Below are 17,921 nucleotides of genomic sequence, written 5' to 3' on the forward strand. Positions count from 1 at the left end.
CCACGGTCTCCATCGGTTTGCGGGTGGAGGTGCGGCTTGGGGCCGGCGCGGGCTTGGGCGCCGTGTCCGCGGGCTTCGACGCGGGGCTTGCGGCAGGTTTCGGAGCCGGGGTCGGGGTCGCCGCGGGCTTCGGTTCAGGCGTGGCGGCCGGCGCGGGCGCGGCCGCCGTGCGCGACTTGCCCAGCGACGGCGCGTAGCCGCAGACCTGCTCGCGGTCGCGGGTCACCCGCGGCACCCAGATCACCGCATCGTCGAAGCCGGCGCGCACGAAAACGCAGCCACGGCTGTCGACGTACTGGGTCGCCGAGTAGCTCGCGGGAGGAAGCTCCGCAGGCGTGTCGATGGTCTCGATACCCTGGGCCAGGGCAGGCCCGGTGGCCATGCTCGCACACACCGAGGTCATGGCGAAGATCGCCAGTGTTTTCAATCGCATGGCCGCCCTCACAGATACGGAGGAATCATGCCTCATACACCGAAGCCTGTAAAGCGCCCGGATCGTCTACTTGGTGCCGAACATGCGGTCTCCCGCATCCCCTAGTCCCGGGACGATGTAGCCCTTCTCGTTCAGGTGGTCGTCGAGCGAGGCGGTCACGATCGGCACGTCCGGGTGCGCCTCTTCCATCCGCACCACGCCCTCGGGCGCCGCCAGCAGGCAGAGGAAGCGGATGTCCTTGGCGCCGGCCTCTTTCATCAGGTCGACCGCAGCGACCGAGGAATTGCCCGTCGCGAGCATCGGGTCGACGAGGATGACGGTGCGGTCCTCGAGCTTCTTGGGCACCTTGAAGTAGTATTGCACCGGCTTCAGCGTTTCCTCGTCGCGGTAGAGACCGACGAAGCCCACGCGCGCGGCGGGCACCAGCTCGAGAATGCCGTCGAGCAGGCCGTTGCCGGCGCGCAGGATCGAGACCAGCACCAGCTTCTTGCCCTCGATCACCGGCGCGTCCATCTCGCAGAGCGGCGTCTCGATCTTCTTGGTGGTCACCGGCAGCGCGTGGGTGACCTCGTAGGCCAGCAGCAGGCTGATCTCGCGCAGGAGCTGGCGGAAGGAGGCGGTCGAGGTGTCCTTCTCGCGCATCAGGGTCAGCTTGTGCTGAACCAGCGGGTGATCGACGACGGTAAGATGCTGTTTCATGGCCCCGGTGCTCCTCTCGCGTGTGTTGCCTACCTCATTAGCCGCGGGCGTGCGGCCCCGCAACGACAAGGGACGCCCTGCAGCCGATGCGACACGCCCGATGCCGCGATGCCGGGCAGCGCCGCCGCTCAGCCGAGCCGCTTGAGCAGCGCCGCGCGGGTGTCCTCGTCGCAGAACGCCGCCTCGGCCGAGGTCCGCGCGATCTGGGCGAACACCTCCTCGTCCCAGCCGAAGGTCTTGGCCAGCCGCTCGTATTCGTCGGCCATGGTGGTGTGGAAGAACGGCGGATCGTCGGTCGAGACGGTGACCTTCACCCCCCTTTCGCGCAGCCTCTCAATCGGATGCGCCGAGAGCCTCGGGTAGACCCCGAGCGTCACGTTGGAACCCGGACAAACCTCGAGAACAATCCCGTTCTCTACAAGTTTATCCACAAGCGCGAGATCTTCGATGGCACGCACCCCGTGACCGATGCGTTCGACCCTCAGATCGTCCAGCGCGTCGAAAATCTCGCGCGGGCCGCGCCATTCGCCGGCGTGCGAGGTCAGCCGCAGCCCGGCCTCGCGCGCCATGTCGAAGCTGTAGGCGAAGTCCTTCTGGCTGCCGCGGTTCTCGTCGCCCGCCATGCCGAAGCCCACCAGCCAGTCGCCCGCGGTCTCGGCCGCGCAGAGCGCCGCGCGCTTCGCCCGCTCGGGCCCGAAGTGCCGCACGCAGGTCACGATGCCGCGCAGGGTGATGCCCATCGTCCTCTCGGCGGCCTCCGACGCCTCGCGCATGGCGTGCAGGTATTCGCGCCACGCGCCGAGGTCGCCACCGCCGCAGAAATCGGGCGAGAGGAAGGTCTCCGAATAGATCACGCCGCTTTCGGCGCTCTTCTCGAGCACCGCGAGGGTGAGCCGCGCGTAGTCGTCGGGGCTGCGCAGAACCGAGGTCGCGGCCTCGTAAATCGTTAAGAAACGGTTAAAATCCGTGTAGGCGTAGTTTCCGTCCTCGGCGAACACCCCGTCGAGCCGGACGGATTTCTCCTGCCCCAGGCCACGGATGAAGGCCGGCGGCGCGGCGCCTTCGAGATGCAGGTGCAGCTCGACCTTCGGCAGCGCCCGCAGCGCCGCGATGCGTTCCTCGTCCATCACAGGAAGCTTCTCCCCGACCCCGATGATTCAACTTGAAGATGCGCGGCGATGCTCGCCGCCACGTCGGCGAAGGCCACATGCCCCAGCGCGCCCGCGCCCCGGCCTGCGACCAGCACCGGCACCCGTTCGCGGGTGTGATCTGTGCCGGTCCAGCTCGGATCGTTGCCGTGATCCGCAGTCACCAGCAGGATGTCGTCTTTGCGCAAGCGTGGCAGCAGGCGGCCAAGTTCGGCGTCGAACCACTCGAGCGCCCTCGCGTAGCCCGATATGTCGCGACGGTGCCCGTAAAGGCTGTCGAACTCGACGAAATTGGCAAATGTCAACGCGCCGTCCACGGAGTTATCCACAAGGTCGCCCAGATGCTGCATGAGCTGCGCGTCATCGCCTTTGTGCAAGTGGTCGATCCCCTCCATCGAGAAGATGTCGCCGATCTTGCCGACCGCATGCACCTCGCGCCCCGCATCCTGCGCCCAGTTGGTCAGGATCGGACGCGGCGGCCGGATGGCGTAGTCGTGGCGGTTGCCCGGGCGCCGGGAGCCGCCCCCCGCCCCCCCCCAGGGGCGCGCGCGCCCCCCCCCCCCCCTCCTCTCGCGCCGCATGGGGGCCCCGCGCCGGCCGGATGGCGTGGCCGTGGCGGTTGCCGGTGCGCCGGAAGCTGCCCTCGGCGCCCACGAAGGGACGCGCGATCACCCGCCCCACCTTCATCTCGTGCAGCATGGGGGCCACGCGCTCGCAGAGATCCAGCAGCCGCGCGAGGCCGAAGCTCTCTTCATGGGCGGCGATCTGGAAGACGCTGTCGGCGGAGGTGTAGCAGATCGGCCAGCCGGTCCGCAGGTGCTCGGGCCCGAAGCGGTCCAGCATCACCGTGCCCGACCCGTGGCAGTTGGCCAGCGTGCCCTCGGTGCCCGCGATCTCGCGCACCCGCGCCAGCAGCGCCTCGGGAAAGACCGGCTGCGCGACGGGGAAGTAGTGCCAGTCCCACGGCACCGGCAGCCCGGCGAGTTCCCAGTGGCCCGAGGGCGTGTCCTTTCCGCGCGAGCTCTCGGTCGCGGCACCCCAGAGCCCTTGCGGCGCGGCCCCCAGCCCCGGCGGCAGGGTGCCGCTGGCAAGCTCCACCGCGCGCCCCAGCCCGAGCCCGTCGAGCACCGGCAGGCACAGCGGCCCGCTGCGGCCGTCCTCGGCCTCGCCCCGGGCACAGGCCTCGGCAATGTGCAGCACGGTGTTGGCCCCTGAGTCGGGCACGCCGTCGTTGAAATAGGATCCCGCGTCCGGTGCGCCGCCGATGCCGACGGAATCGATCACCACGAGAAACGCCCTCATCCGATGCGCTCCCGGATCAGCGGCCCCGCCACCGCGGGCGCGCCCAGCGCGATGGCACGGGTCACCACCTGCGCCGCGGCCTCGGCCTGGTCCTCGCGGGCGGCATGCACGCGGGCGAGCGGCTCGCCCTTCTCGACCCGCTGGCCCAGCCGCACCACGTCCGAGAGCCCCACGGCAGGGTCGATCATGTCGGTCTCGACTGTGCGGCCACCTCCCATGTGCACCACTGCAAGCCCCAGCGCCTCGCCGTCGATCGCCGCGACATGGCCCGCCTCGGGCGCCGGGATCTCGCGGATCACCGTCGCCTCGGGCAGGTAACGGCCCCAGTCCTCGACGAAATTGTGCGGCCCGCCGAGCCCGTAGATCATCCGGCCCATGTGCTCGGCGGCGGCGCCCGAGGCCAGCGCCTCGCACAGCCGGGCCTCGGCCTCCCTGATGCCCGCGCCCTCGAGCAGCGGCGTGCCCAGCGCCAGTGTCAGCTCGTGCAGCGGCCCCTCTTCGCGCCCGGTCAGCACCCGCATCGCCGCGTCGACCTCGAGCGCGTTGCCCAGCGCCGCGGCGATCGGCTGGTTCATGTCGGTGACGAAGGCGGTGGTGGGACAACCCGCCGCGTTGGCAGTCGAGACCAGCGCCCCGGCCAGCGCACGGGCCTCGGCGTCGGTCTTCATGAAGGCGCCGGAGCCCACCTTGACGTCGAGCACCAGCCCCTCGAGCCCCGCGGCCAGCTTCTTCGACAGGATCGACGAGGTGATGAGATCGAGGCTCTCGACCGTGGCGGTCACGTCGCGCACCGCGTAGAGACGGCGGTCGGCGGGGGCGATCCCGGCCGAGGCCGAGACGATGGCGCAACCCGCCTCCTTCACCACGCGCCGGAACTTCGCCTCGTCCGGGGCGACAGCATAGCCGGGGATGGCATCGAGCTTGTCGAGCGTGCCGCCGGTGTGGCCGAGCCCGCGGCCCGAGATCATCGGGACATAGGCGCCGCAGGCGGCCAGCGCGGGGGCCAGCACCAGCGAAACGCAGTCGCCAACACCGCCGGTGGAATGCTTGTCGAGCACCGGCCCGTCGAGATCCCAGCGCAGCACGTGGCCCGAATCCCGCATCGCCAGCGTCAGCGCCACGCGGTTCTCCTCCGAGAGCCCGCGCAGGCAGACGCCCATGGCGAAGGCCCCGGCCTGGGCCGCGCTCACGCTGCCATCGGCCAGCCCCGTCGCGAACCACCGCAGCCCGTCGGTCGCCGGTTCCTCTCCGCGCCTCAGCGCTGCGATGACGTCGCGCGCATCCATCACACCCGGTCCATGTCGTCCGGACAGAAGGCGCCGGGCAGAAGCTCGCCCACGGTGGTCTCGAGCACCTCGCCCGAGACCGTGGCAAGGATCACCTTCGTCTCGGCCCGCGCGAACTCCGAGAGCTTCTGGCGGCAGCCGCCGCAGGGCGGCACCGGGCGCGGGCTGTCGGCGATGACATAGGCCTCGACGATCTCGGTCTCGCCCGCGGCCACCATGGCCGCGATGGCGCCGGCCTCCGCGCAGGTGCCCTCGGGATAGGCCGCGTTCTCGACGTTGCAGCCGGCGTGCACCGTGCCGGAGGGTGTGCGCACCGCGGCCCCCACCTTGAACCGGGAATAGGGCACGTAGGCATTCTCGCGCACCGCCCGCGCCGCTTTTTCGAGTTCCATGACGCTCTCCTGCTGCCTGCTCGGAGATCCATGTTTGAAATCCCCCCGCCCGGATTGCAAGAGCCGCGCCGCTGGCACCGGCCGGCCTGCCTCCGGCGGGGATATTTGGGGCCACTGGAAACCGGGAGCCGCGCCCTGCCCTTCCAGTGGCTCAAAATATCCCGGGGGAGTCTCCGACAGGAGACGGGGCAGCGCCCCCTCCGCGCTATCGGTCCGCGCCGGGCATCGGGGTCTCTGCCCTGTTGTAGGGTTTCCAGTCCGCGATGTCGGGATAGCGCGCCCGGCGCCAGGCCCGGACCTTCGGGTTCATGATCCGGCGCCAGACCGGCGGCACCATCGCCGCCATGGTCATGATCGGGTAGCCGTAGGGCAGCTGCGGGGCCTCGTCCTCGGCGTAGGTCTGCAAGAGAGGGAAGCGGCGGTCGGGCTTGTAATGGTGGTCCGAATGGCGCTGCAGGTTGATCAGCAGCCAGTTGGTGGCGGTGTGGGCCGAGTTCCACGAATGGTGCGGCTGCACGTGCTCGTAGCGCCCGCCGCCTAGATGGCGGCGGGTCAGCGCGTAATGTTCGACGTAATTGGTGAGCTCGAGTTGCCAGATCGCCACCCCTGCCTGAAGCACGAAGAACAGCAGCCCGGTCCAGCGGCCGAGCAGGACCGCCAGCAGCAGCATGGCAAGTTGCAGAGCGAGGTATTTCCAGAACGGGTTGCGCCGGTGCCACCACGGCAGTCCGCGGCGGCGCAGCAGCGCGGCCTCGGCGCGGAAGCCGGAGGCCGGGCATTCGCGCAGCACCCTTGGATAGTAGCGGTGGAAGCCCTCGTTGTAGCGCGCCGTCACCGCGTCGCGCGGGGTGCCGACCCAGAGGTGGTGCACCAGCAGGTGCTCGGAGCGGAAATGCGAATAGAGCACCATCGCCAGCAGCCAGTCCGCGAGATGCCGCTCGAGCCGGTTGCGCTGGTGCATGAGCTCGTGGCTGTAGACGATGCCGACCGAGCCGCTCATGACGCCGGTGCCGAACATGACGCCGAAGAGCTCCCAGCCGCCAAGGTGGTGGCTTTGTGCCACGTAGCAGATCAGCGAGAACAGCGTCACGAACTGCACCGGCGCCCAGAGGATCACCCCGGCGCGGTACCAGAGCAGATGGCGTTCCTCGGTCTGCGAGTCGGCGTTCTGCTCGTTGAGCCCGAGCGCCGCGTCGAGGGCCGAGAACAGGTACCACGTGGCGAGCGGCGGGAGCAGCACCCAGAGCCCGCCCTGAACCGCCCCCACCCAGACCAGCGGCGGCAGGATGTAGGTCAGCCAGAAGGGCATCGCCGCGGTGACGCGGGCGAGCTTGTCGGTGGGGATCATCGTCGCTCTCCGTTCGGACCGGACGACGAGACAGATCGCCCTGCCCTCGCCGCCCATGCCGCGCAGCTTAGCGGCGCCCGCGTCCCGGCGCCACGGCAGGAACGCCGCGGCGTGGGCCCAGGCTCAGCTGCCGCGGGCAAGGTCGAAGGCCTTGCGCATCACCGTCGGCAGGTCCGAGGGGCTGAACGCGGGCAGCTCGACGAACTCGCCGCGGCTCGGGACACGCTCCATCGGCACCAGCGCGGTCTTCACCGTCAGGCGCAGGTGGAAATGTGTGAAGGTGTGCCGCGCCTCCTCGGGCAGGGTCTTCCACTCGGCACGGATCGGCGGCGCCTCCTCGGGCGCCTCGTTCCACTCGCTGCCGGGCCAGCCCAGCATGCCGCCGAGCAGCCCCTTGTCCGGGCGACGCTCGAGCAGCCACGCGCCATCGACCCGGCGCGCGAGATAGGCGATACCCAGGCGCACCGGCTTGCGCTTCTTCGGCACCTTCTTCGGCAGCTCGGCGGCGGTGCCCGCGTCCCATGCGGCGCAGGAGGGCCGCCACGGGCAGAGCCCGCAGGCCGGATTGCGCGGCGTGCAGATCGTGGCGCCGAGATCCATCACCGCCTGCGCGTAGCAGCCCGGGCGCTCATCGGGCGTGAGCGCCGCCGCGTAGCCCGTCAGCACGGGCTTTGCATCGGGCAACGGCGTGTGCTCGTCGTGCAGCCGCGCCATCACCCGCTCGACGTTGCCGTCCACCACCGTCGCCGGCAGGTCATAGGCGATCGCCGCGACCGCCCCCGCGGTGTAGGGCCCGACGCCGGGCAGCTGCAGCAGCGCTTCCTGGCTGTCGGGGAAGACCCCGCCATGCTCCGAGGCCACGACCCGCGCGCATTTCAGCAGGTTGCGGGCACGGGCGTAGTATCCGAGCCCGGCCCAGGCGGCCATGACGTCGGCGTCCTCGGCGGCAGCGAGGTCCGACACCGTGGGCCAGCGCGCGGTAAACGCCTCGAAATAGGGTTTCACCGCCGGGACGGTGGTCTGCTGGAGCATGATCTCGGACAGCCAGACCCGGTAGGGATCGGGGCGCACCCCCGCCGCACGGGCCCGCGGGCCGATCCGCCACGGCAGGTCCCTGGCATGCCGGTCGTACCATTCCAGCAGGTCCTCGGCACGGGCAGCTTCACGCACGACTGACTTTCCCTTGATTGAACGATTCCGGGCTGGCGCCCGCGACAGCGCCCACTAGAATAGCGCCGACGAGAGGGATTCAAGATGCAACGGCGCAGCACCACGACCTACGGTTTCGCCCAGACCGGCGGACTTCTCAAGAACAGCATCCGCCGCGCCAGCGAAAGCCGCGGCTTCGCCCAGTCCCGCGTCCTGACCCATTGGGAGGAAATCGCGGGCAGCGACATGGCCGCGATCTCGCGCCCGGTCGAGATCAGCTATTCCCGCGGCGGCATGGGGGCCACGCTCACCCTGCTGACCACCGGCGCCAACGCCCCCCTGCTCGAGATGCGCAAGGAAGAGCTGCGCGAGCGGGTGAACGGCATCTACGGCTACAACGCCATCGCCCGCATCCGCGTCACCCAGACCGCCGCCACCGGCTTCGCCGAGGGCCGCGTCGCCTTCGAGCACCGTCCCGCGGCCAAGCCCGAGACCGCGCCGCGCCCCGAGGCCCTGAACGAGGCCCATCGCGCCACCGAGGGCATCGGCGACGACAGCCTGCGGCAGGCGCTTGAACGTCTCGGTGCCAACGTCATAACCAGATCACAACGCTGACCATCTCCCGCGACAGGAAGATCATGCTGAAAGAAGGAAGACCGATGAAGCGTATCCTGACCACTGCGGCCCTCGCGGCCGTGCTCGCCGCCGGCGGCAGCTGGGTTCTCAGCCCCTCCGCCCAGCCCCCCCTCGGCGCCGCCGGCGCGCAGGAGGCCGCCTCGCCGGTGGTGGACATGACCCTCGGTCAGGCCGACGCGCCAGTCGAGATCATCGAGTACGGTTCGTTCACCTGCCCGCACTGCGCCGCGTTCGAAGAGACCGTGTTCCCGCAGATCAAGGAAAACTACATCGATACCGGCAAGGTGAAGTTCACTTTCCGCGAGGCCTATTTCAACAAGTACGACATGTGGGCCTCGCTGATGGCGCGCTGCGGCGGCGAGATGAAGTACTTCGGCATCGTCGACATGATCTACTCGACCCAGAACGAGTGGGCCCGGCAGAGCTCCGAGCAGGGCGTCGCCGACGCGATCCGCAAGATGGGCCTGCAGGCTGGCATCGGCCAGGAAGAGCTCGACGCCTGCATGCAGGACGGCGAGCAGCTGAAGGCGCTGGTCGCATGGTACCAGGGCAACGTCGAGAAGGACGGGTTCAACTCGACCCCGTCGTTCATTGTCGACGGCGAGCTGCACAGCAACATGCCCTACGACGAGTTCTCCAAGCTCCTCGACGAACGGTACGAAGCGGCGCAATGACCTCGGCACCTCGCGGACCCCTCGAAGGGGTCAGGGTCATCGAACTGGCCCGGATTCTGGCTGGCCCCTGGGCCGGCCAGATCCTGAGCGACCTCGGCGCCGAGGTCATCAAGATCGAAGCCGACCGCGGCGACGACACCCGCAAGTGGGGTCCGCCCTTCATCGACCGCGGAGACGAGCGCTCCGCGGCGTATTTCCATTGCTGCAACCGGGGAAAGCACTCGGTGGTGGTGGACATCTCGACTCCCGAGGGTCAGGCGCAGATCCGCGAGATGGTGCAGGACGCCGACATCCTGATCGAGAACTTCAAGGTCGGCGGGCTTGCCAAGTACGGGCTCGATTTCGCCTCGCTGGCGCAGGTGAACCCCGGGCTGATCTACTGCTCGATCACCGGCTTCGGGCAGGACGGCCCCTACGCCCACCGCGCGGGCTACGACTACATCATCCAGGGCATGTCGGGCTTCATGTCGATCACCGGCAATCCCGACGGCCAGCCGCAGCGCACCGGGGTAGCGATCACCGATCTCTTCACCGGGCTCTACTCGGTGTCGGGCATCCTCGCGGCGCTGCACCAGAAGCAGCGCACCGGCAAGGGCCAGCACGTCGACATGGCGCTGCTCGACTGCGCCGTCGCGGCGACCGCGAACCAGGCGATGAACTACCTCGCCACCGGCGAGGCCCCGGGGCGGACGGGCAACTACCACCCGAACCTCACTCCCTACCAGGTCTTCGACTGCTCGGACGGCTACATCATCATCGCGACCGGCAACGACCCGCAGTACCAGCGCCTGTGCCGCCTGCTGGGGCTCGACGATCTGGCCGAGCACCCGGACTACCTGACCAACGCCGACCGTATCGCCAACCGCACCGCGCTCGAGGCGCAGCTGATGGCGGAGACCCGCAACTGGTCCAAAGCCGACCTGCTGGCCGGATGCGAGCGCGAGGGCATCCCCGCGGGCCCGATCAACGATCTCTCCGAGGTCATGGCCGATCCGCAGGTGCAGGCGCGCGGCATGCAGATCTCGCCCGAGGGCGTGCCCGGCGTGCGCTCGCCGTTCAAGTTCTCGGACGCCGAGCTCTGCCTCGACCGGGCCTCGCCGAAACTCGGCGACGGCTGACACGGCACGGCACGGGGGCCCCGCCCCCATCCCAGCCTTCGGGCCCGGAGGACACCGCGAGCAAGGCGCTCCCGGTTTCCTCTGGCCCGAAATATCCCCGCCGGAGGCAGGCCGGACCGTGCCGCCCGGAGCATCATCGCCCTATCGGCACTGTGGCATCGCCGGCCCCATCCGGCGCGTCACGGCGGGCGCCCCCGAATCCCGCCTTGCTCCCCCCTGCCCCCACACGATAAAGCAACCCGCACCAATCACCTCGTGTGGAGCCCGCGTGACCCGTTACCTCGCCCCCCTGCTCTTCGGCCTGATCGGCGCCGGCATCCTCGTCGCGCTTGGTCTGTGGCAGATGCAGCGGCTCGAGTGGAAACAGGCCGTGCTGGCCGAGATCGAGAGCCGCATCTCGGGCGCGCCCGAGCCCCTGCCCACGATGATCGCCCCCGAGGAGCAGCGCTATCAGCCGGTGGAGCTCGACGGCGAGATCCTGCCCGGCGAGGTCCGCGTGCTGGTGAGCCAGAAGCAGATCGGCGCCGGCTACCGCATCGTCTCGCCCTTCCGCGCCGGCGACCGGCTGGTGCTGCTCGACCGCGGCTTCACCGCCGACGCGTTCAAGGACGCCTCGCGGCGCACCGGCCCCGCCCATGTGACCGGCAACCTGCACTGGCCCGACGACCGCAACTCGGCCACGCCCGAGAACGACACCAAGGCCAACATCTGGTTCGCCCGCGACATCGGCGCCATGGCCGAGACGCTCGACACCGAGCCGCTCCTCGTCATCGCCCGCAGCGTCGCTCCCGGCGACCCGAACATCGACCCGCTGCCGGTGGACACCGGCGGCATTCCGAACGATCACCTGCAATATGCCATCACATGGTTTTCACTCGCCGTGGTGTGGCTGATCATGACCGCCTATTACATTGCGCGGCTACGAAAGACCGGAGAGACCTGATGCGCTACATCTCGACCCGCGGACAGGCGCCCGCGCTGAGCTTCGAAGAAGCGATGCTGTCCGGGCTCGCCCGCGACGGCGGGCTCTACGTGCCCGAGACGGTCCCGACCATGTCCGCGGACGACATCCGCGCGCTGCACGGGCTGAGCTACGAGGAAACCGCGTTCCGCGTGATGCGGCCCTTCGTGGGCGACGGCTTCACCGACGAGACCCTCGGCGATCTCATCACCAGGGCCTACGCGGGCTTCGGCCACAACGCCCGCGCACCGTTGGTGCAGCTGGCACCGGGGCACTTCCTGCTCGAGCTGTTCCACGGGCCGACGCTGGCGTTCAAGGACTTCGCCATGCAGCTCATCGGCCAGCTCTTCGAGGAGGCGCTGACCCGTCGCGGCGAGCGCGTGACCATCGTCGGCGCCACCTCCGGCGACACCGGATCGGCGGCGATCGAGGCCTTCAAGGGGCTCGACGCGGTCGACGTGTTCATCCTCTACCCGCACGGCCGGGTGTCCGAAGTGCAGCGCCGCCAGATGACCACGCCGACCGAGGCCAACGTGCATGCGCTTGCGATGGACGGTCACTTCGACGACTGCCAGGCCAAGCTCAAGGACATGTTCAACGACTTCACCTTCCGTGACGAGGTGCGGCTGGCGGGCGTGAACTCGATCAACTGGGCGCGGGTGCTGGCGCAGGTGGTCTACTACTTCTCCTCCGCCGTGTCGCTGGGCGCGCCCGACCGCGCCGTCAGCTTCACCGTGCCCACCGGCAATTTCGGCGACATCTTCGCGGGCTACATCGCCAAGAAGATGGGCCTGCCCATCGACCGGCTGGTGGTCGCCACCAACCAGAACGACATCCTGCACCGCTGCCTGTCCTCGGGCGACTACCGTACCTCGGAAGTGCGCCCGTCGATCTCGCCCTCCATGGACATCCAGGTCAGCTCGAACTTCGAGCGCGCGCTCTTCGATGCCTACGGCCGCGACGGCTCGGCCGTGGCGCAGCTGATGGCCGAGCTCAAGGCCGGCGGCTTCAACGTGAGCCAGGGCGCGCTGCAGGCGCTGCGCGAGCATTTCGAGAGCGGCCGCGCCTCGGAGGACGAGACCCTCGCCACGATCCGCAAGGCGCAGCAGACCATGGGCGAGCTGCTCTGCCCGCACTCCGCCATCGGCGTGAAGGTGGCCGACGAGCACCGCGTCGCCGGTACGCCGATGATCACCCTCGCCACCGCCCATCCGGCCAAGTTCCCCGACGCGGTGGAACAGGCCAGCGGCATACGCCCGCCGCTGCCCGCCCGCATGGCCGACCTCTTCGACCGCCCCGAGCGCGTGACCCGCGTGCCCAACGACCTCGCGGCCCTCGAAACCCTCATCCGGGAGCGTATTGTAAAGTGACCGTGGAACAGACGACCCTCAAGAACGGCCTCCGCATCGTCAGCGAGCGCATGGACGGGCTGCAATCGGCCTCGCTCGGCATCTGGGTGACCGCAGGCGGCCGCAACGAACGTGTCGAGCAGAACGGCATCGCGCATTTCCTCGAACACATGGCGTTCAAGGGCACCAAGACCCGCAGCGCCCTGCAGATCGCCGAGGCCATCGAGGACGTGGGCGGCTACATCAACGCCTACACCTCGCGCGAGGTGACCGCCTACTACGCCCGCGTGCTCGAGAACGACACGCCGCTGGCGATGGACGTGATCGGCGACATCCTGATGAACCCGGTCTTCGACACCCGCGAGATCGAGACCGAGCGCCACGTCATCCTGCAGGAGATCGGACAGGCGCTCGACACGCCCGACGACGTGATCTTCGACTGGCTGCAGGAGCGTGCCTACCAGAACCAGCCGCTCGGCCGCACCATCCTCGGAGAGGCCGCCAACGTGAAGGCCTTCGGCCGCGAGGATCTCGAGACCTTCGTGACCGAGCATTACGGCCCCGAGCAGATGATCCTCTCGGCCGCCGGTGCCGTCGACCACGGCGCGCTCGTCAAGCAGGCCGAGGCGCTGTTCGGCGGGCTGTCGTCGCGCAAATCGAACGCCCCCGAGGGCGCCCGCTTCACCGGTGGCGAGACCCGCCACGAGAAGGCGCTCGAACAGGCGCATTTCGCGCTGGCCTTCGAGGGTCCGGGCTACAGCGACCCCGCCTTCTACGCGGCGCAGATCTACGCCATCGCGCTTGGCGGCGGCATGTCCTCGCGCCTGTTCCAGGAGATCCGAGAGAAGCGCGGCCTGTGCTACACGATCTTCGCGCAGACCGGCGCCTATGCCGACACCGGGCTCACCACGATCTACGCCGGCACCAGCGGCGAGGAACTGGGCGAGCTTGCCGGCATCACCATCGACGAGATGAAGCGCGCCGCTGAGGACATGAGCCCCGAAGAGGTCGCCCGTGCCCGCGCCCAGATGAAGGCCGGGCTGCTGATGGGGCTGGAAAGCTCGTCGTCGCGGGCCGAGCGCATGGCGCGGATGGTGCAGATCTGGGGCGAGGTTCCCGCCATCGAGGAAACCGTCGCCCGCATCGACAACGTCACCACCGGCGACGTCCGGGTGTTCGCCGAACAGGCGGCCTCGAGCGCGCCCGCGGCACTGGCACTCTACGGGCCGGTGAGCGGCGCTCCCGGTCTCGAGGCGTTGCAGGCCCGACGGGCGGCGTGATGCTCGGACGACGGCGCAGACTTCGGCTCGATCCCAAACGGCGGGTGCTGCGCCCGCCGCAGCACGGCGATTTCAACGCGTGGATGTCCCTGCGCATGGAAAGCCGGGCCTACCTGACGCCGTGGGAGCCCTCGTGGGCTCCCGACCACCTGACCCGGAGGGCCTTCACCAACCGGGTCTACTGGGCCAACCGCTCGATCGCGGGCGGCACCGCGGTGCCGCTTTTCGTGTTCCGACGCGACGACGAGCAGCTGCTGGGCGCCATCACCCTCGACAACATCCGCCGCGGCCCGGCGCAGTCGGGGGTGCTCGGCTACTGGACCGGCCAGCCCTACGCCCGGCACGGCTACATGCGCGAGACCATCGCGGCGCTTGTCCACCACGCCTTCGAGCGGCTGGACCTCAGCCGCATAGAGGCCGCCTGCCTGCCCGAGAACGTCGCCTCACGCGGGCTGCTCGAAAGCTCCGGCTTCAAGTACGAGGGTGTGGCGCAGAGCTACCTCCAGATCAATGGACGCTGGCGCACCCACGTGCTCTACGCCGCGCTGCGCATGGACCGGCGTGGCAAGACGCAGGTCGGCTGATCCCGCGCCACGCGCTACGACAAACGCCCGGGCATTGATCTTTCCGGCGCCCACGCATCGGTGACACACGCCCGCTGGCGTGGCCTCACGGAAATGTCAGTCCGCGCGCCGCGGATCGCTGTCAGGCTCTGTCCTATGCCCAAGGGAGAGCCGACCATGCCGCGCGCCGCCATCGCCGCCGTCACCGCCCTAGCCCTCGCCCCCGTGCCGCTCGAGGCGCAGGAAAGCCGCAGGCCGTCCCATTGCATCGCCATCGCCGACGCCGATCCGGGTCTGCAGTACGTGCACAAGGCCGCGTGGACAGAGCCGGTTCCCGACTACTCCGTGCGCATCCACTACGTCTCGCACGCGAGCTTCCTGCTTCAGACGCCGGGCGGGCTGAACGTGGTGACCGATTTCACCGGCTTCACAGGCACCGCGCCGCTGATTCCCGACGTCGTCACCATGAACCACGCCCACGGCACCCACTGGACCGCCAATCCCGATCCGGCGATTCCCCATGTCCTGCCCGGCTGGGGCGACTTCGGCGAGGGCATCGAGCATCACCTCGATCTGGGCGAGATGCTGGTGCGCAACGTCTCCACCGACATCCGCTCGTCCATGGGCGGGGTCGAGGAGAAAGGCAATTCGATCTTCGTCTTCGAGGTCGAGGGCCTGTGCATCGGCCATCTCGGCCACCTGCATCACGAGCCCAACGACGCGCAATACGCCGCGCTCGGGCGGCTCGACGTGCTGATGGTGCCGGTGGACGGCGGCTACACCATGGCGCTCGACGCAATGGTCCGGGTGGTAGAGCGGCTGCGCAGCTCGATCATCATCCCGATGCACTGGTTCTCGGGCAGCTCGCTGAGCCATTTCCTCGACGACGTCTCGGGCACCTTCGCCATCGACCGGCGCGGCGGGCCGGAGCTGGTCGTGAGCCTGCGCGACCTGCCGCCGCGCCCGACGGTGGTGGTGCTCGAACCCGAGTGGCTGCGCGAGTAGACCGCCCCTCGCCCGCCCTTGGCTTCGCCGCGATTTGCGACCATCTTGCGCCGCGAGAGGAGCCCTCATGACCCTGAATCCCGCCGACGACGCCTTTGCCGGAACCCTCGCCGCCGAGCTGCCCGACAACAGCCTGCGCCGGGCCGAGCCGCGCTATCTCGAAGAGCCACGCGGGCGCTGGCAAGGCAGCTCGGGCTGGGTCGCCCTGCCCCGCAGTGCCGACGAGGCGGCGCGGATCCTTCGCGCCTGCAACGCCGCGCGGGTGGGGGTCGTGCCGTTCGGCGGCGGCACCGGGCTGGTCGGCGGACAGGTTGCCCCCGATACGCCCGCGCCGCTGATCGTGTCGCTCGAGCGGATGAGCGCGATCCGGGCGGTCTATCCGCAGGAGAACGTGCTGGTGGCCGAGGCGGGCGCGGTGCTGGCCTCGGTGCAGGAGGCCGCGCGCGAGGCCGGGGCCACGGTCTTTGCCTACGGTGCCTTCCTCACCGCCGTGATCAACTTCTTCATCATCGCCTTCGTCGTCTTCATGCTGGTGAAGACCGTCAACCGGGTGAAATCGGCGGCCGAGAAGCCGGACGAGGTGGCGCCCGAAGTGAAGACCGGCCCCTCGGAACTCGACATCCTGATCGAGATCCGCGACTCGCTGAAGCGCTAGGCCGAACCGGCGTGCGGGCGGGGATAGGCGGCATCCTGAAGCCCCTGAAAGCCATGCGCGCGCGGCATGGCGGTGGTCGGTTGCGCGATGCGGGACGCTTCGCTATCAGGCGCGCACACGCAAAGAGGGCGACCATGAGCCAGGTCCTGAAAATCGCCTGCGGCAGTGTTGCCGTGGGCCTCGCTGTTCTCGCGATCAAGACCATCGCTTGGTGGCTGACCGGCTCCGTCGCGCTCTTGTCCGACGCGCTCGAGAGCATCGTCAACGTCGCGACGGCGCTGGCCGCGGTGGTGGCGCTGCGCATCGCCGCTCAGCCCGCCGATTCCCGCCATCCGTTCGGCCATCACAAGGCCGAGTATTTCAGCGCCGTGCTCGAGGGCGTGCTGATCGTCGTCGCGGCGATCCTGATCCTGCGCGAGGCCTGGTCGGCGTGGCAGGACCCACGCATCATCGAGGCGCCCTGGCTCGGGCTCGGGATCAACTGCGTCGCGAGCCTGATCAACGCGGCCTGGTGCTGGAAGCTGATCCGCACCGGGCGGCGCATGCACTCTCCCGCGCTCGAGGCCGACGGCAGGCACCTGCTGACCGACGTGGTTTCGTCCATCGGGGTCACGGCGGGCGTGGTGGCCGCGGTGCTCACCGGCTGGGCGTGGCTCGACCCGGCGCTGGCCGCGCTGGTGGCGCTCAACATCCTGTGGTCGGGCTGGCAGGTGGTGCGCGGCTCGGTCGGCGGGCTGATGGACGTCTCCGCCCCCGAGGAAGAGCTGGAGCAGATGCGTGCGCTGATCTCGGCCAATGCCGAGGGCGCCGTCGAGGCCCACGACCTGCGCTCGCGCCGCGCCGGCAGTGCGGTCTTCGTCGAGTTCCACCTCGTGGTGCCCGGCGACATGACCGTGGACGCCGCCCACGACATCTGCGACCGGGTCGAGGGGGCGCTGCACAAGGCCTTCGAGGGCAGCCGCGTGATCATCCACGTCGAGCCCGAGCACAAGGCCAAGCACAGCGGCATCGTGGTGCTCTGAGCCGCGGCCTTTCGTCCATTCGCTGATACGCCGATATCCGCCCAGCACCTTGCTGCGCGGATAGATCAGCGAGCGCCCGTTCAGCCCGGGCTCTCGGCGGTGCGCGGGTTGTTGATGCAGTAGAGGTAGCCCATCGGGATGTGGTTCCAGTGGTTGTTGTCGCGACCGCCGGCCTCGAGCAACAGCCCGCGGCGCCCCGCCTCGGCCAGATGCTTGGCCAGCACGCAACCCGCGCTGCCTGCTCCGAAGATGACGTGATCCCGGGACATTGGCCCTCCCCGTCCGCATCGCGGCTCACTTGTCTGACATTTGATATGTCAAACAATTGTGGGCGCCGCAGCCGGCGATGGTCGTGGCGTCATTTGGTTGCAGCCTGTGCGTGCCGGAGTGCCCTCAGACGGGCAGGGCGGTGGTCTTGAACACCGTGCGCAGGGCGAAGCTCGACTGCATCTGCGCGACGCCGGGCAGGCGGGTCAGGTACTGGCGGTGGATGCGGGCGAAGTCCTCGGTGTCTTCGGCCACGACCTTGAGGATGTAGTCGGCGGTGCCGGCCATCAGGTGACATTCCAGCACGTCGGGAATGCGCGAGACGGCCTTCTCGAAGGCGTCCAGCACCTCGTCGGCCTGCGCGCTCAGGGTGATCTCGACGAAGACCGTGGTGGGCATGTTCATCTTGCGCGCATCGAGCAGCGCCACGTAGCCGCGGATGAAGCCCTCGGTCTCGAGCCGCTGCACCCGGCGGTGGCAGGCGGAGGGCGAGAGATGAATCTGATCCGACAGGTCAGCGTTGGACATGCGGCCCTGTTTCTGAAGGACGCGCAGGATGCGGCGGTCGGTGTCGTCCAGATCCATGGTGATTTCTTTCGTCAAAGGGGCCGTTTGTCGAAGCTTCTACGCGGAG

The 17,921-nt window shown here is 69.2% G+C and carries 18 protein-coding genes and 3 pseudogenes; 10 read left to right on the plus strand and 11 right to left on the minus strand.

Annotated elements, in window-relative coordinates:
• The 9 genes and pseudogenes from HC022_RS07030 to mutY all read right to left on the minus strand — a co-directional run.
• Positions 1-433 (minus strand): annotated as a pseudogene (locus HC022_RS07030) (SPOR domain-containing protein); the annotation flags it as partial.
• Between the two features lie 66 nt (positions 434-499).
• Entirely contained in the window at positions 500-1,132 is a 633-nt protein-coding gene (gene upp / locus HC022_RS07035; protein ID WP_167451930.1) for a uracil phosphoribosyltransferase, read from the minus strand.
• A gap of 128 nt (positions 1,133-1,260) precedes the next feature.
• Positions 1,261-2,259 (minus strand): adenosine deaminase, encoded by a 999-nt coding sequence (locus tag HC022_RS07040; RefSeq protein ID WP_167451931.1) that lies wholly within the window; start codon positions 2,257-2,259, stop codon positions 1,261-1,263.
• Positions 2,259-2,828: pseudogene (locus HC022_RS07045) on the minus strand (phosphopentomutase); the annotation flags it as partial. The gene HC022_RS07040 and the pseudogene HC022_RS07045, both read right to left, overlap by 1 nt.
• Before the next feature lie 46 nt (positions 2,829-2,874).
• A pseudogene (locus HC022_RS07050) lies at positions 2,875-3,582 on the minus strand (phosphopentomutase); the annotation flags it as partial.
• Complete coding sequence (locus tag HC022_RS07055; RefSeq protein ID WP_008885362.1) at positions 3,579-4,868, minus strand: thymidine phosphorylase; 1,290 nt, start codon at positions 4,866-4,868, stop codon at positions 3,579-3,581. The gene HC022_RS07055 and the pseudogene HC022_RS07050, both read right to left, overlap by 4 nt.
• Positions 4,868-5,320: a cytidine deaminase gene (locus HC022_RS07060; protein WP_303049052.1), complete on the minus strand. Its 453-nt coding sequence runs from the start codon at positions 5,318-5,320 to the stop codon at positions 4,868-4,870. Before HC022_RS07060 ends, HC022_RS07055 begins: the two co-directional genes overlap by 1 nt.
• 145 nt (positions 5,321-5,465) lie before the next feature.
• Positions 5,466-6,608, minus strand: a complete 1,143-nt coding sequence (locus tag HC022_RS07065) for an alkane 1-monooxygenase (protein ID WP_167451933.1) — start codon at positions 6,606-6,608, stop codon at positions 5,466-5,468.
• Positions 6,609-6,731: 123 nt separating this feature from the next.
• Positions 6,732-7,778: an A/G-specific adenine glycosylase gene (mutY, locus tag HC022_RS07070; RefSeq protein ID WP_008885143.1), complete on the minus strand. Its 1,047-nt coding sequence runs from the start codon at positions 7,776-7,778 to the stop codon at positions 6,732-6,734.
• An 84-nt stretch (positions 7,779-7,862) separates the two neighbouring features.
• Here mutY and HC022_RS07075 point away from each other — a divergent pair, with 84 nt between their 5' ends.
• The 10 genes from HC022_RS07075 to HC022_RS07120 all read left to right on the plus strand — a co-directional run bounded on the left by HC022_RS07075 (position 7,863) and on the right by HC022_RS07120 (position 17,020).
• A complete protein-coding gene (locus HC022_RS07075) occupies positions 7,863-8,372 on the plus strand; it encodes a DUF721 domain-containing protein (protein WP_167451934.1) in 510 nt (169 codons plus the stop codon).
• Positions 8,373-8,416: 44 nt separating this feature from the next.
• Entirely contained in the window at positions 8,417-9,067 is a 651-nt protein-coding gene (locus HC022_RS07080) for a DsbA family protein (protein WP_089954529.1), read from the plus strand.
• The gene (locus HC022_RS07085) at positions 9,064-10,185 is read left to right on the plus strand and encodes a CaiB/BaiF CoA-transferase family protein (RefSeq protein WP_089954531.1); all 1,122 of its coding nucleotides are present in this window, start codon (positions 9,064-9,066) and stop codon (positions 10,183-10,185) included. Before HC022_RS07080 ends, HC022_RS07085 begins: the two co-directional genes overlap by 4 nt.
• A gap of 268 nt (positions 10,186-10,453) precedes the next feature.
• On the plus strand, positions 10,454-11,128 hold the full coding sequence (locus tag HC022_RS07090; RefSeq protein ID WP_167451935.1) for an SURF1 family protein: 675 nt from the start codon (positions 10,454-10,456) through the stop codon (positions 11,126-11,128).
• Positions 11,128-12,516: a threonine synthase gene (gene thrC / locus HC022_RS07095; RefSeq protein ID WP_167451936.1), complete on the plus strand. Its 1,389-nt coding sequence runs from the start codon at positions 11,128-11,130 to the stop codon at positions 12,514-12,516. The genes HC022_RS07090 and thrC overlap by 1 nt, the downstream gene beginning before the upstream one ends.
• Positions 12,513-13,775 carry a pitrilysin family protein gene (locus tag HC022_RS07100; protein ID WP_008885966.1) on the plus strand — a complete coding sequence of 421 codons (1,263 nt, stop codon included), beginning with the start codon at positions 12,513-12,515 and terminating at the stop codon, positions 13,773-13,775. Before thrC ends, HC022_RS07100 begins: the two co-directional genes overlap by 4 nt.
• Positions 13,775-14,359: a GNAT family N-acetyltransferase gene (locus HC022_RS07105; protein WP_167451937.1), complete on the plus strand. Its 585-nt coding sequence runs from the start codon at positions 13,775-13,777 to the stop codon at positions 14,357-14,359. The genes HC022_RS07100 and HC022_RS07105 overlap by 1 nt, the downstream gene beginning before the upstream one ends.
• A 156-nt stretch (positions 14,360-14,515) precedes the next feature.
• A complete protein-coding gene (locus tag HC022_RS07110; RefSeq protein ID WP_167451938.1) occupies positions 14,516-15,343 on the plus strand; it encodes an MBL fold metallo-hydrolase in 828 nt (275 codons plus the stop codon).
• A 67-nt stretch (positions 15,344-15,410) separates the two neighbouring features.
• Positions 15,411-15,998 (plus strand): MscL family protein, encoded by a 588-nt coding sequence (locus HC022_RS28565; protein WP_303049051.1) that lies wholly within the window; start codon positions 15,411-15,413, stop codon positions 15,996-15,998.
• Between the two features lie 134 nt (positions 15,999-16,132).
• On the plus strand, positions 16,133-17,020 hold the full coding sequence (locus HC022_RS07120) for a cation diffusion facilitator family transporter (RefSeq protein ID WP_008883301.1): 888 nt from the start codon (positions 16,133-16,135) through the stop codon (positions 17,018-17,020).
• An 80-nt stretch (positions 17,021-17,100) separates the two neighbouring features.
• Here the strand turns inward: HC022_RS07120 and HC022_RS07125 are convergent, their stop codons facing one another.
• On the minus strand, positions 17,101-17,289 hold the full coding sequence (locus HC022_RS07125) for a hypothetical protein (protein ID WP_368484623.1): 189 nt from the start codon (positions 17,287-17,289) through the stop codon (positions 17,101-17,103).
• 124 nt (positions 17,290-17,413) lie between these two features.
• Complete coding sequence (locus HC022_RS07130; RefSeq protein WP_167451939.1) at positions 17,414-17,872, minus strand: Lrp/AsnC family transcriptional regulator; 459 nt, start codon at positions 17,870-17,872, stop codon at positions 17,414-17,416.
• Positions 17,873-17,921 lie beyond the last annotated feature (49 nt).

This window comes from Salipiger sp. HF18 (assembly GCF_011806505.1).
Lineage (GTDB): Bacteria > Pseudomonadota > Alphaproteobacteria > Rhodobacterales > Rhodobacteraceae > Salipiger > Salipiger thiooxidans.

Bases quoted from the DNA above. Each gene is read 5' to 3' on its own strand.
- HC022_RS07065 (WP_167451933.1), bottom strand. From the start codon at position 6,608: ATGATCCCCACCGACAAGCTCGCCCGCGTCACCGCGGCGATGCCCTTC.
- HC022_RS07110 (WP_167451938.1), top strand. From the start codon at position 14,516: ATGCCGCGCGCCGCCATCGCCGCCGTCACCGCCCTAGCCCTCGCCCCC.
- thrC (WP_167451936.1), top strand. From the start codon at position 11,128: ATGCGCTACATCTCGACCCGCGGACAGGCGCCCGCGCTGAGCTTCGAA.
- HC022_RS07040 (WP_167451931.1), bottom strand. From the start codon at position 2,259: ATGGACGAGGAACGCATCGCGGCGCTGCGGGCGCTGCCGAAGGTCGAG.
- upp (WP_167451930.1), bottom strand. From the start codon at position 1,132: ATGAAACAGCATCTTACCGTCGTCGATCACCCGCTGGTTCAGCACAAG.
- HC022_RS07085 (WP_089954531.1), top strand. From the start codon at position 9,064: ATGACCTCGGCACCTCGCGGACCCCTCGAAGGGGTCAGGGTCATCGAA.
- HC022_RS07130 (WP_167451939.1), bottom strand. From the start codon at position 17,872: ATGGATCTGGACGACACCGACCGCCGCATCCTGCGCGTCCTTCAGAAA.
- HC022_RS07075 (WP_167451934.1), top strand. From the start codon at position 7,863: ATGCAACGGCGCAGCACCACGACCTACGGTTTCGCCCAGACCGGCGGA.
- HC022_RS07080 (WP_089954529.1), top strand. From the start codon at position 8,417: ATGAAGCGTATCCTGACCACTGCGGCCCTCGCGGCCGTGCTCGCCGCC.
- HC022_RS28565 (WP_303049051.1), top strand. From the start codon at position 15,411: ATGACCCTGAATCCCGCCGACGACGCCTTTGCCGGAACCCTCGCCGCC.
- HC022_RS07120 (WP_008883301.1), top strand. From the start codon at position 16,133: ATGAGCCAGGTCCTGAAAATCGCCTGCGGCAGTGTTGCCGTGGGCCTC.
- HC022_RS07125 (WP_368484623.1), bottom strand. From the start codon at position 17,289: ATGTCCCGGGATCACGTCATCTTCGGAGCAGGCAGCGCGGGTTGCGTG.
- HC022_RS07055 (WP_008885362.1), bottom strand. From the start codon at position 4,868: ATGGATGCGCGCGACGTCATCGCAGCGCTGAGGCGCGGAGAGGAACCG.
- HC022_RS07105 (WP_167451937.1), top strand. From the start codon at position 13,775: ATGCTCGGACGACGGCGCAGACTTCGGCTCGATCCCAAACGGCGGGTG.